Origin of the sequence: Haloterrigena sp. H1 (genome assembly GCF_005938085.1) — an archaeon.
In the GTDB taxonomy this organism is placed as follows: domain Archaea; phylum Halobacteriota; class Halobacteria; order Halobacteriales; family Natrialbaceae; genus Natrinema.
The window spans coordinates 2,303,588-2,320,041 of sequence record NZ_SMZK01000001.1 but is presented as its reverse complement, the minus strand read 5'-3'; the positions used below and the strand labels follow the sequence as shown (position 1 = coordinate 2,320,041).

At 64.0% G+C, this 16,454-nt stretch carries 15 protein-coding genes; 10 read left to right on the top strand and 5 right to left on the bottom strand.

The features are described 5' to 3' along the window. The first annotated feature begins 93 nt into the window (after positions 1-93). On the top strand, positions 94-1,620 hold the full coding sequence (locus E2L06_RS11545) for a stage II sporulation protein M (RefSeq protein ID WP_138781548.1): 1,527 nt from the start codon (positions 94-96) through the stop codon (positions 1,618-1,620). A 6-nt stretch (positions 1,621-1,626) separates the two neighbouring features. Here E2L06_RS11545 and E2L06_RS11540 read toward each other — a convergent pair whose 3' ends face one another. Then, positions 1,627-3,003: an MFS transporter gene (locus tag E2L06_RS11540; protein ID WP_138781546.1), complete on the bottom strand. Its 1,377-nt coding sequence runs from the start codon at positions 3,001-3,003 to the stop codon at positions 1,627-1,629. A 122-nt stretch (positions 3,004-3,125) separates the two neighbouring features. Here E2L06_RS11540 and E2L06_RS11535 point away from each other — a divergent pair, with 122 nt between their 5' ends. Beyond that, positions 3,126-3,815, top strand: a complete 690-nt coding sequence (locus E2L06_RS11535) for a DUF502 domain-containing protein (RefSeq protein WP_138781544.1) — start codon at positions 3,126-3,128, stop codon at positions 3,813-3,815. A 397-nt stretch (positions 3,816-4,212) separates the two neighbouring features. Here E2L06_RS11535 and E2L06_RS11530 read toward each other — a convergent pair whose 3' ends face one another. From E2L06_RS11530 to E2L06_RS11520, 3 genes are all read right to left on the bottom strand, one after another. Further along, positions 4,213-5,151, bottom strand: coding sequence for a branched-chain amino acid transaminase (locus E2L06_RS11530; protein ID WP_138781542.1), 939 nt, complete (start codon positions 5,149-5,151; stop codon positions 4,213-4,215). A 105-nt stretch (positions 5,152-5,256) separates the two neighbouring features. Beyond that, positions 5,257-5,979, bottom strand: coding sequence for a 3,4-dihydroxy-2-butanone-4-phosphate synthase (ribB, locus tag E2L06_RS11525; protein ID WP_138781540.1), 723 nt, complete (start codon positions 5,977-5,979; stop codon positions 5,257-5,259). Further along, positions 5,976-6,683, bottom strand: coding sequence for a DUF120 domain-containing protein (locus E2L06_RS11520; protein WP_138781538.1), 708 nt, complete (start codon positions 6,681-6,683; stop codon positions 5,976-5,978). Before E2L06_RS11520 ends, ribB begins: the two co-directional genes overlap by 4 nt. A 197-nt stretch (positions 6,684-6,880) precedes the next feature. Here E2L06_RS11520 and E2L06_RS11515 point away from each other — a divergent pair, with 197 nt between their 5' ends. Further along, entirely contained in the window at positions 6,881-7,843 is a 963-nt protein-coding gene (locus E2L06_RS11515; RefSeq protein ID WP_138781536.1) for a sodium:calcium antiporter, read from the top strand. Between the two features lie 83 nt (positions 7,844-7,926). On the opposite strand, the gene E2L06_RS11510 is transcribed toward E2L06_RS11515, so the two are convergent. Continuing rightward, on the bottom strand, positions 7,927-9,126 hold the full coding sequence (locus tag E2L06_RS11510; protein ID WP_138781534.1) for an AI-2E family transporter: 1,200 nt from the start codon (positions 9,124-9,126) through the stop codon (positions 7,927-7,929). Positions 9,127-9,517: 391 nt separating this feature from the next. Between E2L06_RS11510 and E2L06_RS11505 the strand changes: the two genes are divergently transcribed. From E2L06_RS11505 to E2L06_RS11475, 7 genes are read left to right on the top strand one after another with little or no spacing between them, the layout of a single operon-like run. Then, on the top strand, positions 9,518-10,681 hold the full coding sequence (locus E2L06_RS11505; protein ID WP_138781532.1) for a glycosyltransferase: 1,164 nt from the start codon (positions 9,518-9,520) through the stop codon (positions 10,679-10,681). Next, positions 10,678-11,907: a glycosyltransferase gene (locus tag E2L06_RS11500; RefSeq protein WP_138781530.1), complete on the top strand. Its 1,230-nt coding sequence runs from the start codon at positions 10,678-10,680 to the stop codon at positions 11,905-11,907. The genes E2L06_RS11505 and E2L06_RS11500 overlap by 4 nt, the downstream gene beginning before the upstream one ends. Beyond that, complete coding sequence (locus E2L06_RS11495) at positions 11,904-12,623, top strand: glycosyltransferase family 2 protein (protein WP_171052353.1); 720 nt, start codon at positions 11,904-11,906, stop codon at positions 12,621-12,623. Before E2L06_RS11500 ends, E2L06_RS11495 begins: the two co-directional genes overlap by 4 nt. Positions 12,624-12,639: 16 nt before the next feature. Continuing rightward, the gene (locus tag E2L06_RS11490; protein ID WP_138781528.1) at positions 12,640-14,031 is read left to right on the top strand and encodes a sulfatase-like hydrolase/transferase; all 1,392 of its coding nucleotides are present in this window, start codon (positions 12,640-12,642) and stop codon (positions 14,029-14,031) included. Between the two features lie 46 nt (positions 14,032-14,077). Then, positions 14,078-14,347, top strand: coding sequence for a hypothetical protein (locus E2L06_RS11485; protein WP_138781526.1), 270 nt, complete (start codon positions 14,078-14,080; stop codon positions 14,345-14,347). Continuing rightward, positions 14,344-15,276, top strand: coding sequence for a glycosyltransferase family A protein (locus E2L06_RS11480; RefSeq protein ID WP_138781524.1), 933 nt, complete (start codon positions 14,344-14,346; stop codon positions 15,274-15,276). Before E2L06_RS11485 ends, E2L06_RS11480 begins: the two co-directional genes overlap by 4 nt. After that, entirely contained in the window at positions 15,273-16,418 is a 1,146-nt protein-coding gene (locus E2L06_RS11475) for a sulfatase-like hydrolase/transferase (protein ID WP_138781522.1), read from the top strand. The genes E2L06_RS11480 and E2L06_RS11475 overlap by 4 nt, the downstream gene beginning before the upstream one ends. Positions 16,419-16,454 lie beyond the last annotated feature (36 nt).

Here is a 16,454-nt window from a genome sequence, read left to right as displayed (position 1 = left end):
ACGTAAACGACGAGGCGTCAGCTGCCGGGGTCGCCACTGGCTGGTAGGTCGACGAGACCAGTCGTTTAACTGATATGCGATCCAAGGGCCGGTATGGCCCTGTCAGATTTCGTCGCCGCGGTTGTCGCCGTCCTCCGCCGTCGACCGGGCGATCTCCTGCCGCTGTACCTCCTTGGCGTCGCGGTTCCCGCGATCGTCCGTGTCGTCCCGTTTCTCGCGCTCGGCGTTGCCTACCTGCAGCTCGCGGCGACCGGTCGACTCGAGACGATCCAAACCCAGCTAGCAGACCTCGAATCGCCGCCCGACCCTAACGCCGATCCCGAAGCGTTCGAGACGTGGGCCAGCGGCCTCGAGCCGCTCGTCGACCAGCTCGTGACGCCGCCGCTGCTCGCACTCGCCGCTGTCTCGGTCATTGCGAGCGTGTTGGTGTTCGCGGTGCTGTCGGCCGCCGTCGCTGCGGGCCAGGTGTCGGCCTGTTACGGCCGGCTCCGTGGGACTCGCGGGCTCCGTACCGGAATCGACGGCGCGGTTCGCTTCTGGCTCCGGTTTCTCGGGCTGTTCGTCCTCGAGTTGGTGTGCTGGGCGGTCGTCCTCGGGACTGTCGGTATCGCCACGGCGCTGTTCGCCGGCGGCATCTCGCTTGCGGCCGGTTCGGGGGCCGTCGCGATCCCCGTCGTCCTGCTGGGCGCGTTCGTCGCATTCCTCGGTGTGCTCGTCGTTCGTGCGCTCTTCGCGCTCGCGCCGGTCGCGATCGTCGTCGACGACGCGGGCGTGGTCACCTCGCTGCGGAACGTTCTCGGATTCGTTCGCTCGCAGCCGGTCGCGGCGGCCTTTTATTATGTAATCGCGATCGGTGTGCTCGTCGGGCTCTCGACGATCACGGGCCTGTTCTCGGTGGCTGACATCGTCACCGTCGGCTCGCTGCTCTCCGCGCTGGTCGTCATGCCGGCGCTGGACCTGCTGAAGACTGCCATCTACTGTGGCTATCGTGGGCGACTACGCCCACCGGAGCCACCGGCACGATCGCTTCGCGACGGGGTCCAAGCCGGACTCCGTCGTGGCTGGCACGAACTGATCGCGTTCGTCCGGGCACACCCAGGAGCCCACGTGGTCGCCGCCGGCCTCGGCCTCCTCGGGTTCTGGATGGGGTGGGTTGCCGCCGGTCCCTTCGTCGGCACGTTCGAGGCGTCGATTACGGCTCGCCTCGAGGGGGAGTTCCCGCCGACGATGGCGGCGAACCTGTTTGGCAACAACTGGCTGGTCGCGTTCACGACGGCCTACGCGGGCGTCGCGTTCGCGATCCCGGCGATCGTGTCGCTGCTGTTCAACGGTGTCAGTATCGGTGTCCTTGCCCGCCTCGAGGTCGATCCGTTCGAACTCGCCGCGTTCGTCCTCCCACACGGCATCCTCGAGATTCCGGTGATCCTGATCGCCGGCGCGCTGGGGATTTCTGTCGGCGTCACCGCCTGGCAGACGTGGCGGGGGCGTGTCGAGCGGCCCGAACTCGCAGCCGCGCTCGAGCGTGCGTTCTGGGTCCTAATCGGGATCGGAATCGTGCTTGCGGTCGCGGCGATCATCGAGGGGTTCGTCAGCCCGTATTACTACCGGCTGTTCCTCTAGTGGTGGCTACCGATAGGCTTCGAACTCCTCGCCGAACAGCAGGAAGTACGCGGTGCCGACGAGGCCGATTCCCGTCGCGATGGAGAAGGCGACGACTGGATCGCCGGCAAACACCTGCGTGCCGGTCAGCGGGTTCGAGACGCCGTCCCAGAGCAAGCCGCCGAGTGCGGCGCTCGGGATGACGACCACGTTTCGCAGGAGATAGTACGCGCCAGTCACCCGACCGCCAGCACCCTGTTCGGCGGGGCCGACGATCAGCGCCTTGTGGGCCGGCAAGCCCGCGAACCGAAGCCCCGAGAACGCAAAGAGGGCCGCGAGGACGGCGGGGTCAGCGGGCGCGTTGATCAACAGGACCGGAAAGACTGCATAGACCACGAACCCGAGCGCGACGACCGGCTTCAGTCCGACTCGTTCGGCGGCCTTTGCGACCGGAATCATCGTCAACAGAGCGACGACCATCTCGAGCCCGAGTAGCAGCCCGAAATACGACTGCGGCGAGAGGGCGATCGCGCCGACGATCGGCAGGGAGACGGCCAGGCCGACCTCGAGAAACCGGGTGACGACGATGACGAAGAAGACGTAGACCATCCCGTTGGCGAAGCGAACGAGCGTATCACCGATCAGCAGGGGCCGAAGTTCGGCGGGCATCGCACGAAGGTCGGCCAGCAACTGGGAGACGCCCTCGAATTCCTTGCCGATGCCGTCCGTGTCGGGCCTGTAACGAACGTGCTGGACGACCGTCCCAAAGACGCCGAAGGCAACGGACACGAGCAAGAGCAACTGGAAGGCGATGACGATCTCCCCGTCGCTCGAGCCGAACGGGAAAAAGAGTGCGGCGGCGACCAGCGGGCCGACGAGGAAGGCGCTTCGGCGAAACGTCTCGGTGCTCGCGAAGCCGGCGGCCAGCTGCGAGGGCGGCACCGCCTGTTTGACGATGGCGAAGGTCGCCCCGAGCCCGAACGATTTCCACGCCTGCGCGAGCAGCAAGCCGAGAAAGATCACGACGATCGCAAGCGATGTCGGGCCGACGGTCACGTCCGCGAGTGCGGGCGCAACGAGCCAGACCCCGAATCCGAGCGTCGAGCAGAGCCCAAACGCCGTCAGGGCGTACCGCGAGCCGATCCGATCCGAGATCGCGCCGCCGGGATAGGGGTAGACGGCGCTGATGACGTTCCCGAACGTGCCGAAGAGTCCGATGACGAACACGGAGGCCCCGAGCGCCGACATGTACTCGGCCATATATCGGCTCGTCATCTGGAAGCCGAGGCTAAAGGCGAACATCGCTACCGAGAGAACGAGCACGTCCCGCTCGAGCGCGAAAAACTGACGGAACGCGTCCAGCGGATCGGCCCGCCCGTCTGCGGATTCCTCCGTGGGACTCATAGTCGCTGCTTTACAGGCTGGCGGCTTGAACTATCCGTGTCGGGCGTCACCGAGGACCACTATCAACGGGAAAAATACGAGAAAGGGAAGGGCTCATTAGCCAGTAGTGTGAGTTTCAGCACATGGCATCGTGGAAACGGGACTTCGCGAGCGGGCTCGTCGTCCTGGGTCCCATTCTCGTCACGCTCTACGCTATCTATTGGCTCTATGGACTGGTTGCCGGTCTGACACCGGGGCTGATTCTCAACGCCGATGCGCTCGAGCCACTCATTTCGGGCTCGAGCGCACAGGCCGAGCAGACGCGCGAGCAGGTGGCCCAGTTTCTCCGCGTGATCGTCGCGCTGACCGTCTTCGTAATTCTGACGTTTTCGGTCGGCTATCTCATGCGGACGACCATCGGCGGGCTGGTCGAACGGCTCGTCGACAATCTTGCGAATCGGGTGCCCGTGATCCGGGTCGTCTACAACGCCTCGAAGATGGCCGCCGAGACGGCCTTCGGGGAACAGGAATCGCTCCAGAAACCGGTCAAGATCGAAACCTGGGAAGGGCTGCGGATGACGGCGTTCAAGACCGGCAAGGTGACCAACGACGGCCGCGAAGTCCTGTTTCTCCCGACCTCGCCGAACATCACGACAGGATACGTCGTCGAAGTCGAACCGGACGAAATTACGGAGCTCGAGGAGGACGTCGAGGACGCGCTGACGCGCGTGCTCAGTGCCGGGTTCGGCGACGCAAACCACCGTGGCATGGACGCTGGCATCTCGATCGACGTCATCGACGAAGCGAAGGCGGGCAGGACCGACGACGATTAAACAACGAAATTTTACGCTGCGGTCGCGGCGAAGCCGCTCCCTCGGGAAAATTTCGATTAAAAGCACTCCTCCTTCCCCGCCAGCCGCGCGTTGCGCGGCCTCTCGATCAGTCGTCGGCCCGCTCGGTCACTGACTCACGGCTACGCCGTTCGTCTTTCCGCGGCGCTTTGCGCCGCGTACCCGTTCGCTCGCGGTGAGTATCGGTAATCGCCTGCCCTCCCCCGCTGAGCGGAAGCTTCGCTTCCGCGATGCTCGGAAGAGCGTGCTCTTCCGTAGAGTCGCGTGGCTCTCGCAGCTGCTCGAGCCGCGCTCCCGCCACAGCGATCACACGTTCGAAGACAAGTGCAGAAATCGACTTACAGCGAGCCCGATAGCCAGTTCTATTGCGAGGAATCGATTATTCGATGTCGACGAACTCGAACCACTCGGCGTACTCGTCGGGGGCTTCTTCGACGATCTCGAAGAACTGCTGCTGGATCTCTTCGGTCACGGGGCCGCGCGAGCCGTCGCCGACGACGACGTTGTCGACCTTTCGGATGGGCGTGACCTCGGCCGCGGAGCCGGTAAAGAACAGCTCGTCGGCGGTGTTGAGTTCGCCACGCGAGATGGAGACGTCGTCGTGGACGGTGTAGCCAAGCTCTTCCGCGATTTCGATTACGGAGTCACGAGTGATACCGTCGAGAATCGACTCCGAGAGGGCGGGCGTGTAGATCTCGTCGTCGCGCACGAGGAAGACGTTCTCGCCGGGGCCTTCGGCGACGTTGCCCTCCTTGTTGAGGACGAGCGCTTCGGCGTAGCCGTTGCGGCGGGCCTCCTCGCCCGCGAGCATGCTGTTGACGTAGAGGCCGGTCGTCTTGGCGTTGGTCGGAATCTGACTCGAGGCGTGTTTCCGCCACGAGGAGATCATCACGTCGATGCCGTTCTCGAGGGCCTCCTCGCCGAGGTAGGCACCCCACGGCCAGACCGCGATGGCGGTGCGAGTCGGGCAGTCCTTTGGGCTGACGCCGAGCGAATTGTAGCCGTAGTAGGCGATCGGGCGAACGTAACAGGAGGGGAGCCCCTGGCGCCGAATGAGTTCCTTGGTCGCCTCGGTGAGTTCCTCCTTCGTGAACCCGATGTCCATTTCGTAGGGCTTTGCGGACTGGAACAGCCGCTCTAGGTGTTCCTCCCAGCGGAACAGTGCCGGGCCCTTGTCGGTTTCATAACAGCGCGCACCCTCGAAGACGCCCGACCCATAGTGGAGGCCGTGCGTGAGAACGTGGACCTGCGCCTCGTCCCAGTCGACGAATTCGCCGTCCATCCAGATCGTATCGACGTCCATCTCGTCGAATCCCATGATCAGAACTGTTGAAAGCCCCCGTACTAAGTGTTCGCGATTTGTGGCTGGACGCCGGCTGACGGGTCAATTCGGCGCGACTCGAGCGGCTCGTCCGGACGGGCGTTATTGCCGCGCGCCATCCCCGAGCCGCGCGAGGACGTCTCGGCCCTCGAGGTAGGCAAAGCCGTGCCGATCGGCGTAGGCGCGGGCGTCGGCAGGCGAGAGTGCTTCGCCGGTGTCGTCGTCGAGCATCTCGCAGACGACGACGGCGGGCGAGCGATCGGCGGCGTTGGCCAAGGCGAGGCCGAGTTCGGTGTGGCCCTCGCGCTGAGCGAGCAGGTCAGGGGCACCTTTCAGCAGATGAACGTGGCCGGGGACCCGAAACTCCGCAGCGAAGTCCGTCGCAGCGGGCGCAGCGGCAGCCTCGCCGAGCGCCTGAATGGTCGTCGACCGGTCCTCGTCGGTGATGCCGGTGTAGGTATCGCGGTGGTTGACCGTCAGTGAGAACGACGAGCGGTCGTCGTAGCCGAGTTCGTGGTTGGCCGTCGCGGGGTGGTCGATCACTTCCGAGTAGAAGGGGAGATCGAACGCCTCCGCGACGTCGTGGCCCAGTGCGACGCAGACGAGCCCGCCCGCGTCGTTGCGCAGGCGAGCGACGGCCTCGGGCGTGACGGCGTCGGCGTGATAGATCAGGTCAGTCTCACCTTCGCGGTCGGCCGCGTCGTGGACGAGGATCGGCTCGCCCGCTCGCAGCGACTCGAGCGCGTCGTCGAACGCGCTCGAGGCCACATCTGTCGGCGTTTGCGATCCATCGTCGGCCGATTGTGGACCGGCCTGGCCAGTCATTCGCGATCACCCACCGAGACGGTGACGTGATCGCCGTCCTCGAGTTCGAGTTCCTCCCGGAGCTTGTCGGGAGCGATCACCTCGAGTTGGTCGTCGTCGTGGTGGGTGCGTTCGGGTGCGATGGTGTGGGCGTCGTCGTAGACCTCGCCGTCGCCGGTTTCGATCGTCGCGGGATAACAGACGGCGGGACCGTAGGTCCGATCCTCGGACTCCCAGCCATCGATTGGGACCGGCTCGAGCGAGGCCATGGCGCTGCGTCGGCGGACGCTGTCCTCGCGGAGATCGACGTTCAACGTGCCGGGGAACGGCTCGTAGCCCAGGCGCTCCTCGAACTGACGCTGGTAGCCGGGCAAGGAGATGTAGTGGCGGCCCTCACCCATGCCGCTGGTGACGGTGCCCTCGAGTGCAACCTGCGCGTCCGTCTCGAAGATACGCCGGTAATCCTCGTATTCGGCACGTAACGTGCGCTCGCCGGTCTCCGTAATCTGGACCCACTGGCCGTCGCTGACGGTATCGCGCTCGAGTAAGTCGGCACTCTCGAGGCGCTGAAGCCGACGGGAGGCGGTCTGACTCGATGCGTCGAGTCGATCGGCGAGATGCGAACAGGAGATTTTGACGTCGCCCTCGAGTCCACCCTCGAGTGCAAGGAGTTTGAGCACGGCGAGTTCGTCGTGCCCGACGGCGGACTCAGCTAGCACAGACATACACGCATCTATACCGTAGTCCCCTAAAAGCATATCGAATGTGGAATGCGTAACGGAAGTGTGATGGGTTCCAAGCGGGGAATCGCGTACGTGGATCTCTCGAGGCGAGGAGAAAAAAGCCACCGGTCGGTGTGTCTCGTTCACAGCTGGTCTACGGCCGGCCCGGTCTATTTGGCAGTTTGTCACGAAGGGGCTCTATGGCGATCGCGTCCCCACTCGTCGCTGTGGTGGCGTTCCTCGTCGGGGTCGGACTGATCGTATACAGCGCCGAGGAACTCGTCGAAAGCATTACGAAAGCGGCAGTGGTGACGGGGCTGTCGACGTTCGTCCTCGCGATCTTCTTTGCGGGTCTGGACCTCGAAAACTGGGCGTTCGGCGTCGCGTCAATACTCAGTGACCTACCGGGCGTTGCGATCGGCTCCGCATTGGGGTCCGGGCTCTTCCTCGTCGGGGTTGCAGTCGCGGTCGGCGGCTTCCTCACGCCGTTCGAACCGACGATCGACCGCGACTATCTGTTCTTATTGCTCGTCTCGCCGCTCGTGTTGCTCGCGTTCATCGTCGACGGGACCGTCTCTCGTCTGGACGGAATCACTCTCCTCGTAATCTTCGGACTCATTCTCGGGTACATCTATCGCGAAGAGCACCGCGGGCGAGAGACCTTTCGGGACGAAGAAGCCGAAGAGGCGCTCGAGGACGTCGACACCGACGGGCGCGGGTCGCTGTACTACCTCGGGCTATCGGCGCTGTTCGTCGTCGGCATCGTTGTCGGCTCCGAACTTGCCGTCCGGGGTGCACGCGGGATCGTCACCGCGTTCGGCCTAAATCAAACGGTGTTCGGGATGACGGTCGTCGGGGCTGCGATGTCACTCGAGGAGGTGACGCTGGTCGTGGCCCCGATCCGCGAGGGACGGCCGAGCATCGCCGTCGGCAACATCGTCGGCAGCCTGATCTTTTTCGCCACCGGAAACGTCGGCCTCCTCGCTGTCACGCGCGGATTCGCGCTCGAGCCCTCCGTCCTGACGTTCTACTGGCCGGCGTTTTTCGTGTCGACGGTCGCCATCGGTCTGTTTCTCCGTCGCGGCCGGATCAAACGCCTCGAGGCGGTCATCCTCGCGCTCCTCTATGCGGGCTACTGGATCGGTAGTTATCTTGTCCTGTGAGACGGACCACTGTCAGCCAGCGTTAGCGGGCCCGCGACCCGACATGTGGGTATGCGGAACCCAGCAGACCGTATGAATGAGGCTTATCCCGATCCGATATCGGTCCGATCGACATCCGACGGCGGGGCTTTCTCGCGCTCGGGGACGCGCTCGGTGAACTCGTCGAGCGTGTGTTCGGGTTCGACGGCGACGCGCTCACGGTCTGGATTGGCCAGAACCGGGAGGATCAGCCGGACGAACATCACGATGAACAGCATCAGGAACGGGCCGAGGAAGATCCCGTACCAGCCGAATAGCGGTGGGCCGAACAGGTACGCGAACATGACCAGCCCGGTGTTGAGCGTTCGCCCGGAGAGGTACGGCCGGATGTAGGTCCGGACGAGGTTGTCGAAGGCGACGATCATGACCGCAAGGAAGACGAGCGGGAACCAGAGGAGTCGCGGATCGCTCAACGCTGCCTGCACTGCAAGCGTCCCAGCGATCGCAAAATAGACGACCGATCGCCCCACGAGCGGCACGAGCGTGAAGAGGCCGGTGACGACGGCGAACAGCACCGCCGAGGGAATCGCCAGGTCGGCAGGCGCAAAGAAATTAAACACCGTGTAGATGATCGCCGAGAGGATGATCACCGCGAAGATCGTCATCGTGTAGCCGAAGTAGACCGAACTCAGCCCGCGATCGACAGCCGAGAGATAGTCCGTCGCCAGACTCTCCTCGCCGAACACGTTCGATTCGAACCAGGTGGCGATGTTGCGGTCGCTGATCAGCAGGAAGAACGCGATCAGCAGCGAGATGAACATGTTAAACAGCACTGCACCGACCGCTCCGATCACCTGCCCGACGGAGCCAACCACGGTTTGCACTGACGGGTCCTGGATCAGTACGACCGTCGTGTCGTACACCTCCGAGGGCGTGTTTGGGAGGTCCGTGACCTGGACTGGCAACTGCGCGAGGATTCTGTCGACCGGCAGATCAGCGACCATCGTCACCAGTTGCCCGAGCGCGACGAGCAACACCGCGCCGATCATCACGACGATCGGGACAACGATCAGCAGCAACGTCAGTGCGGCAACGAGTGTCGGCGAGGCGATCCGCCGCTCAAGCCGTCGGGTGATCGGCCGTGCGACGTAGTAGATGAACAACCCGAAGACGAGCCAGGGGAGGTACTGGTCGACGACGAGTCCCAGCACGGCCAACAACACGGCTCCCAGCACCCACCAGCCGAGGTGGCCGTGTGCTGCCCAGACGCGGACGTTGCGGACTGATGAGTCGGTTTCAGCCATGGGTAGTGATATCATGGCAACAGTATTAACGGAAGTGCGTCTTCGAACTGAATGACTCGAAAACGGGTGGTTCGGCGCTGATCCGGTCAGGCACAGTACGGTCTATGGTCACTGGGTCCCAGCGCACTCGCGATCCGCCATTCGGGTGCGCCGGCACTGATACGGACTACTGTCAGTCAGTTCCGGTGCAACCGCGACCTGCACTGCGGTTGCACCGGTACATCGGTACAGCAGACCGTATGACAGGAGTCCGTAGAATCACTCGAACGAGACGGACTCGTCTGGTGACCACCGGATATCGTTGGCCGCGATTGGGGGAAGACGACCACCCCCTGCACTATGCAAGCCGTCGTGCTTTGCCGCAACCCGTTGAGCGTTCAGGCGTACTCGCATGAAGCGGTTCCTCGAGGCGCTATTCGGGCTGATCGCACTGACTGGACTTCCGTATTTGATCTACCTCGGCGTCTACTACCTCCGACGGCCATCGGGAACGCCCGCCACCACGTGGCCGCGAGAGCCGTCGGTGAGCATCGTCCTGCCGACGTACAACGAGGCAGCCATCGTCGAGTCGAAACTCGAGGAACTGGTCGAACTCGACTACCCGATGGAGAAAGTCGAAATCGTCGTCGTCGACTCGAGCGACGATGGAACGGCCGAGCTGGTCGAGACGTTCTTCGCCGGCCGAGACGAACCCCAGTTGACGCTCATCCGCGAAGACGAACGCCGGGGGCTTGCAGTCGCGCTGAACGAGGCCTACGCGGCCGCGGCCAACGAGGTCGTCATCAAGACCGACTGCGACTCCCGGATCGCACCCGATGCCGTCCGGCGAGCCGTGGCGAACCTCGCCGATCCCGAGGTCGCGGGGGTGACTGGCCGCAACGCCGAGATCCTCGGCGACAGCGAAGTCGAGCGGGGCTATCGCGACATCCAGACGATGATTCAGGTGCTCGAGTCCCATATCGACTCGACGCTGATCTTCCACGGGCCGTTTTCAGCGTTCGAACGCGACGCGATCGTCCCGATCGACGAGGATTCGATCGCCGACGACACCGAACTCGCGCTCAAGATTCGACGCAACGGCGGCCGGGTCGTCTTCGATCCGGCCATCCACTACAAGGAAGCCGCCCACTCGTCGTTCGGCAAGCGCCGCGAACAGAAAGACCGGCGCGCGATGGGGCTGTTGCGACTCCTCTGGCGACAGCGCGACGCCCTCGGCCGCCACGGCGCCTACGGCCGGGTCGTCCTCCCCTTCAACTGGTGGTTTATGATCGTCTCACCGTGGCTCGTTGCGGCGGGACTCGCGCTGGCCACGGTCGGTTCGCTGGCGCTGCTTGGCCCGTTCGGACTGGTGACACCGGCCGGCATCCTCGCGTTCACGGCGCTTGGCTCCCGCGACGCACTTGGGCCGCTCCAGCCGCTCTATTCGCTGTTCGACACCCAGATCTCGCTGTTTCGTGCGAGCGTTACCCTCCTACGCGCTCGAGCCGACAGCGACGACGAGACCCACGACGGCACGTGGATGCCCGACGAAGAACTCCGGGAGGTGTTACAGTGACCGACGTGGCGATCCTCCACGACCGCTTCCCCGGAATCGGGGGTGGCGAGGAGTTCGCCATCGAGGCCGCACGCGTCCTCGACGCACCGATCTACACGGCCTACGTCACTGGGGGAACCGACATTCCCACCGACGTCACCGTGGTCCCGTTCCGACAGGAAAAGTACACCTCGCTGCCCTGGCAGCCGTTTCTCGAGTGGCAAAACGAGGGAATGAACCCCCTCGAGACGCTCAACGTGGCGCTCGATATGACAGATGCGCATCCGGCGCTTGCAGAGTACGACGTGATCCTAGAGAGTGCGCCGCTGTCGAAATCCTACGTACCCGAAGTCGGCCAGCGGATCGTCCACTACCCGCACAGTCCGCCGCGGTGGCTCTACGACCTCTACCGGGACCGGCTCTCGTCGTTTCGCAAACCGATCGTCGAGGCCGGCGTCAAGGCCTACGCGAAGGGATGGCGGGCACTCGACAAGGAGGCAAACGACTACGTCGATCAGTTCGTCGCGAACAGCGAACTGGTCCGCGATCGGATCCGCCGATACTACGACCGGGACGCGACGGTCGTCTACCCGCCGGTCACTGGCGACTGGCGAAACGAGGGCGACGACGGCTACTTCGTCACCTGGTCGCGACTCGCCCCGGAAAAGCGGATCGACCTGATCGCGAAGGCCTTCGCGGGGCTGGACGAACGGCTCGTGATCGCCGGCGATGGCCACCAACGCGAGCGACTCGAGGCGTTCGCGGCGACCCACGACAACATCGAGGTCCGGGGCTACGTCGACGACATCGAGTCGCTGGTCGCGCGGGCCACCGCCGTCGTCTACGCGCCGAAACAGGAGGACTTCGGTCTCGTCGGCGCGGAAACGATGATGGCCGGCAAACCCCTGCTCGGGGTCGACGAGGGGTTCACGCGGTATCAGGTACAAGGAGGGCGGACGGGGCTGTGCTTCGAGCCGACCGTCTCGTCGATCCGGGAGACGGTACGGCGGTTCGATCCCGACGACTTCGACCCCGTCGAGATCCGCCAGGCCGCTAGACGCTACGAGTACGACCGCTTCGCGGAGGATCTTCGTGCGGTCGTCGCGGAGACGGCGGCCGCTGACGTGGGCCCCAGTACCGACGAACTGGAGCGGCTCGAACCGGGCCAACGACGCCGCCCCACCGAGGCTATCCGCGCCCTCGATGAGGACCGTGACGCGTCGCTTGAGGGGGTGACCGACGAATGACGGAACCCACAGACGGCTCGCTGCTGCATCCGATCGACCATCCAGACCCGACCATCTCCGTGGTCATCCCAACAATTCCTGCAAACAGTCACGACGCCGTCGTCGAGTCCCTCCGCGAGCAGACGGCCGACGCATACGAGGTAATCGTCGTCGACGATGCGACGCTCGACATCTGCGAGGCACGAAACGAAGGGATTCGCGCTTCCCACGGCGAGATCGTCGCACTGACTGACGACGACTGTCTGCCGCCTCGAGACTGGCTTTCGAAGATCGTGTCCGCGTTCGACCGCGATCCGGAGCTCGTCTGTCTCGAGGGGGCCGTCTTCGGCGGGCGGACATACGGCGGGGAGCGTCGCTACGTCGGCTGCAACCTCGCGTTCGACCGTGACGTAGCGCTCAGCGTCGGCGGCTTTCGATCGACGTTCGCCGGCTGGCGCGACGACACCGAGTTCGGCTGGCGGATGGAGCGCGACGCCGACGGCCACTGTGCGTATCACGACGAAGTCCGGATGCACCATCCCGATCCGCCGCGGGCGACACTCGACGAAATGCTCGAGGCACGCCTGAAACGGGAGTATCCCGACCGTTACGAGAGCGTGCTCGTCCCTGATACACTCCCGGGACGGGTCAACGACTGGCTGTGGCGAAAGGGGGTCTGGAACGTCGTCGACACGCTCCGATATGACCTGCCGAACGCCATTCGATCAAACAGATAACCCTCCATACGAATCAATGACGAACGTTGCACTCATCGTTCTCGATACGCTTCGATACGATTCCTTCGAGAAGCACTTCGACTGGCTGCCCGGCCGGCGATTTGAGCATGCCTGGAGTACGAGCCACTGGACGGTTCCGGCCCACGCATCGCTGTTTACGGGACGGTACGCCAGCGAGGTCGGCATCTACGCCGGCGCACAGACGTTCGACTGCCCCGAACCGCTGCTCGCCGAGCGGCTGCAGGGTGCTGGCTACACGACCCGGGCGTTCAGCGCGAATCCCAACATCTCGCCGGTGTTCGACGCCGATCGCGGCTTCGAGGAGTTCGAGAAGAGCTGGCGGCTCAAACACCATGGTGAGGACCTCTTCGACTGGGATGGGTTTATCGCACAGACACGCGACAGCGGCCCCGAGCGGTACGCGCTCGCGCTCAAGGAAGTAGTGCTTGGGGACAACCAAACGATCCCGTCGCTGAAACACGGCGCAAAACTAAAATTGCGTGACTCCCGCTTCGGTCGCCACACCGAGGTCGTCGACGACGGTGTGAGCACGGCGCTCGAGCTCGCCCGCGAGACGGCGTTCGGCGACGACGAGTTCCTGTTCATGAACCTGATGGAGGCTCACTCGCCGTACGATCCTCCCCCGGATTGGAAGACCGTCGACGTCGATATCGAGGGGCTGGCCGCCTCACTTGGCGAGCCGAAAGACGACCCCGCGGACATCGAACGGGCCTACGACGATAGCGTCCGCTACCTCTCGCATATGTACGAGCGGATCTTCGCGACCCTGCGCGACTCCTTTGACCTGATTATCACGGTCAGCGACCACGGCGAACTCCTCGGCGAACACGGCGGCTGGGAACACCTCTCAGGCATCTATCCCGAACTCGCCCGGGTGCCGCTGTCGGTCTACGACGCACGCGACGGCCACGTCGAGGGGACCACAACCGATAGCCGGTCGGTGAATCTCATGGACGTCCACGAGACGGTTCTCGCCGGGGCCGACCTCGAGTCCGATTCTGCTACTCGAGGCCGCGATCTCACTGCGCTCCCGGAACGCGACGCCGAGACCGCTGTCGAGTCTGATGATGCACCCGACAAGTTTCGCGAGGGTGAAACCCTCGTCGAGTATCACGGCCTCCCCGACCGACACCTCGACGCCATGCGCCGGAAGGGTTTCGAGGATGTCTCGTACCGAACCCGGTGGCTCGAGGGGGTCGCGCTCGGCGGGTACTTCGGCTACGAAACATTCGATAGATTCGCGGAGTGGGGCGATGCGCCCTACGAGGACCCGCAGGCGCGGCTGTACGCTCTCGTCGACTCGCTCGAGCGTCGCGAGGACGTCGAGGAAGACGGCGAACTCGATGAGTCGGTGATGCAACAACTCGAGGATCTGGGATACGCATGACCGGGCGTCGGATCCTCACGTCGTACTCGGAGGAGGTGGTCAGCTGATGGGGATCAACCGGTTCGTCCAGAACCTCCCTGACCGTGGCGTTCGCCGGTCGCTCGAGAACGCCTATGAGCCGCGAGAGTACGGCCTGTGTATAAGTAACTTCCTCAACGTGACGGTCTTCGAGCGTGAGGGTGTCGACAGGGGGATCAGGCAACGTCTAGTGTCCTTCAGTTATACCGACCGAAAGGGAGTAGGGCAATTTCGCGAACTGAACGTCAACCAAGACACGTTCGACGGATCGAGCCAAGCGGAGGTGCACAACGGATGAGCGACACGTCGATGGCGATGAGCGTCAAGGTCTTCAACCGAACTGAGAAGCTCGAGACGCTGCTTGAGTCCGTTCCCACCGATGAGTACGAGACAGTCTATGTCGCCGACGACGGACGTACAGAGGAGCGAGCCCACCTCTACGAGCGGGAGTGGCAGTTCGACCTTGAGGTACTTGACCTCCCCTACGACGCGGGGGTGGGAGTCGGCCGGAACGCCATCCTCGACGCACTAGAGGAGGAGTTCCTCACAGCCGTCGATAGCGACCACGAGGTAGCGCCGAACGCCGACGTGCTTGCGAGGCAGCTAAAGGAGCGCCCGGAGTTTGGCGGCGTTAGTGGTCTACTCCTAGAGCACGGACGGATCCAGGGTCTATGCCACGACTTTTACGAGGAGGACGACGTGCTCGTCCGCGACACGGGACCCAAGACGACGGAGACGGTGGCGGAGTACCCACTCGTTGAATTCGACTTCGTCCCGAACGTGGTGACGTTCCGGCGGGAGTGTCTTGAGGAGCTGGCTTGGGACGAGAACTACGTCATCGGCCGTGATCACCTCGATTTCTTCGTGGGCCACTGGCGTGAGACCGACTGGCAGTTCGGTACCTGTCCGTCCGTGCTCTTCCCCCACTACCCCGGCGGCGGTAGCGAGTACGACGCCAACCGCCTGAATCCGGAGAAGTTGCTGGCGGGCAAGTCGTACTTCTTAGACAAGTGGGGATACGAGGGGATAGTCGCGCGTGGGTTCTGGCTCGGCAACCAGTCAGTCGACAAGCCGTTTGCGACCCTCGATGGCGACTTTCCGGTCTGCCTGCCTGCTCGCCTCGGCGCGAAGGTGGTCGACGTACGCGATGCGCGGTTACGACTCGAGGCCGCGAAGCGAAAGGGGCCTATCGAAGCGCTCAAAGCGATCGGAGGGCTGCTGCGATGATACCGGACGGCCTCGAGGAACGTCACAGCTGGAAGACGACACGAACGCTACTGGTCACTGTCGACTCGCTACGGGCCGATCACTTCGATGAGATGGACCGGACGCAAGAGTTCCTTGAGCAGATGCACCCGCGGGCGTTTTCGACATCGACGGCGACCCTCGGGAGTTTCCCCGCGATCGTCGGCGGTGAGTACGCGGCCGGTGGCGGCCTCGGAGACGGAACGAGCGTCGCTCGCGCGTTCGACCGTCACTGCGTCGGCGTGACGACGAATCACCTCCTGTCGGCCGAATACGGCTACGACGACGGCTTCGACTCGTTTACCTCTCCGAAAGGAGGCGGCGAGACACTCAAAGAGAGGGGGGCGGTATTGCTGGATCGCGGGACCCTTGCCTATCGTGTCGCGAGTTGGGGCTGGAACCGGTATCAGGCGCTCCGGAGTCGCGTGACCGACATCGAGAAGTCGTTTCGACCCGCCGACGACGTGATTAATCAGTTCCTCACGGAATGCGAGGGACACGACGAGTGGTTCGGCTGGCTCCATTTCATGGAACCACACCATCCGTACGATCCAGATAGCGCGGACGTAAGCCGGGCCGAAGCCCAGCGGGTGACCCGCCGTGTGCTCTCGGGTCGCGGCTCGGCGGGCGACGAAGACCTCGTTCGCGATCTGTACCGCCGGGAGGTCGTTGAACTCGACCGAAAACTCGCGCGCCTTTGGGAGCGGATTCCCGATGAGACGCGCGTCGTCTTCTGTGCGGACCACGGCGAACTGTTGGGCGAGGACGGTCTGTGGGGTCATCCCGGCGAGATGCGGCCGGAACTGTTACGCGTGCCCTTTGGCATCCGAAACGCGCCCGACCTCGGTGACGTTGTCTCGCTGATCGACGTTCCGACGATCTTAACCGAGCGCGAACACGGCGTCGGAACCCTCGAGCGCGAGGCTGCCTTCGCTGCCTACGGCGAACAAAAGGCGGCGATGAACAACGAGCACCTCGCGACAAACGATGGAACCGTTCGACTCTCAGACGGCGACCCGGCGACCGACCCTGCGCTCGAACGACAGCTCGAGCGGTTCGATCCCGAGTACGTGGTCAAAGAGGATGCGCTGCAGGAGGACCTGGAGGACCTAGGATATGCATGATCGGTGAGCAACGACCGACTGACGGAGGGTGCGGCG

What these genes read in the sequence shown, in the direction of transcription:
- E2L06_RS11530 (WP_138781542.1), bottom strand. Translation starts at nt 5,151, where the DNA reads ATGGGATTCGACGAGATGGACGTCGATACGATCTGGATGGACGGCGAA.
- E2L06_RS11515 (WP_138781536.1), top strand. Translation starts at nt 6,881, where the DNA reads ATGGCGATCGCGTCCCCACTCGTCGCTGTGGTGGCGTTCCTCGTCGGG.
- E2L06_RS11540 (WP_138781546.1), bottom strand. Translation starts at nt 3,003, where the DNA reads ATGAGTCCCACGGAGGAATCCGCAGACGGGCGGGCCGATCCGCTGGAC.
- E2L06_RS11475 (WP_138781522.1), top strand. Translation starts at nt 15,273, where the DNA reads ATGATACCGGACGGCCTCGAGGAACGTCACAGCTGGAAGACGACACGA.
- E2L06_RS11505 (WP_138781532.1), top strand. Translation starts at nt 9,518, where the DNA reads ATGAAGCGGTTCCTCGAGGCGCTATTCGGGCTGATCGCACTGACTGGA.
- E2L06_RS11485 (WP_138781526.1), top strand. Translation starts at nt 14,078, where the DNA reads ATGGGGATCAACCGGTTCGTCCAGAACCTCCCTGACCGTGGCGTTCGC.
- E2L06_RS11480 (WP_138781524.1), top strand. Translation starts at nt 14,344, where the DNA reads ATGAGCGACACGTCGATGGCGATGAGCGTCAAGGTCTTCAACCGAACT.
- E2L06_RS11510 (WP_138781534.1), bottom strand. Translation starts at nt 9,126, where the DNA reads ATGGCTGAAACCGACTCATCAGTCCGCAACGTCCGCGTCTGGGCAGCA.
- E2L06_RS11535 (WP_138781544.1), top strand. Translation starts at nt 3,126, where the DNA reads ATGGCATCGTGGAAACGGGACTTCGCGAGCGGGCTCGTCGTCCTGGGT.
- E2L06_RS11520 (WP_138781538.1), bottom strand. Translation starts at nt 6,683, where the DNA reads ATGTCTGTGCTAGCTGAGTCCGCCGTCGGGCACGACGAACTCGCCGTG.
- ribB (WP_138781540.1), bottom strand. Translation starts at nt 5,979, where the DNA reads ATGACTGGCCAGGCCGGTCCACAATCGGCCGACGATGGATCGCAAACG.
- E2L06_RS11545 (WP_138781548.1), top strand. Translation starts at nt 94, where the DNA reads ATGGCCCTGTCAGATTTCGTCGCCGCGGTTGTCGCCGTCCTCCGCCGT.
- E2L06_RS11490 (WP_138781528.1), top strand. Translation starts at nt 12,640, where the DNA reads ATGACGAACGTTGCACTCATCGTTCTCGATACGCTTCGATACGATTCC.
- E2L06_RS11495 (WP_171052353.1), top strand. Translation starts at nt 11,904, where the DNA reads ATGACGGAACCCACAGACGGCTCGCTGCTGCATCCGATCGACCATCCA.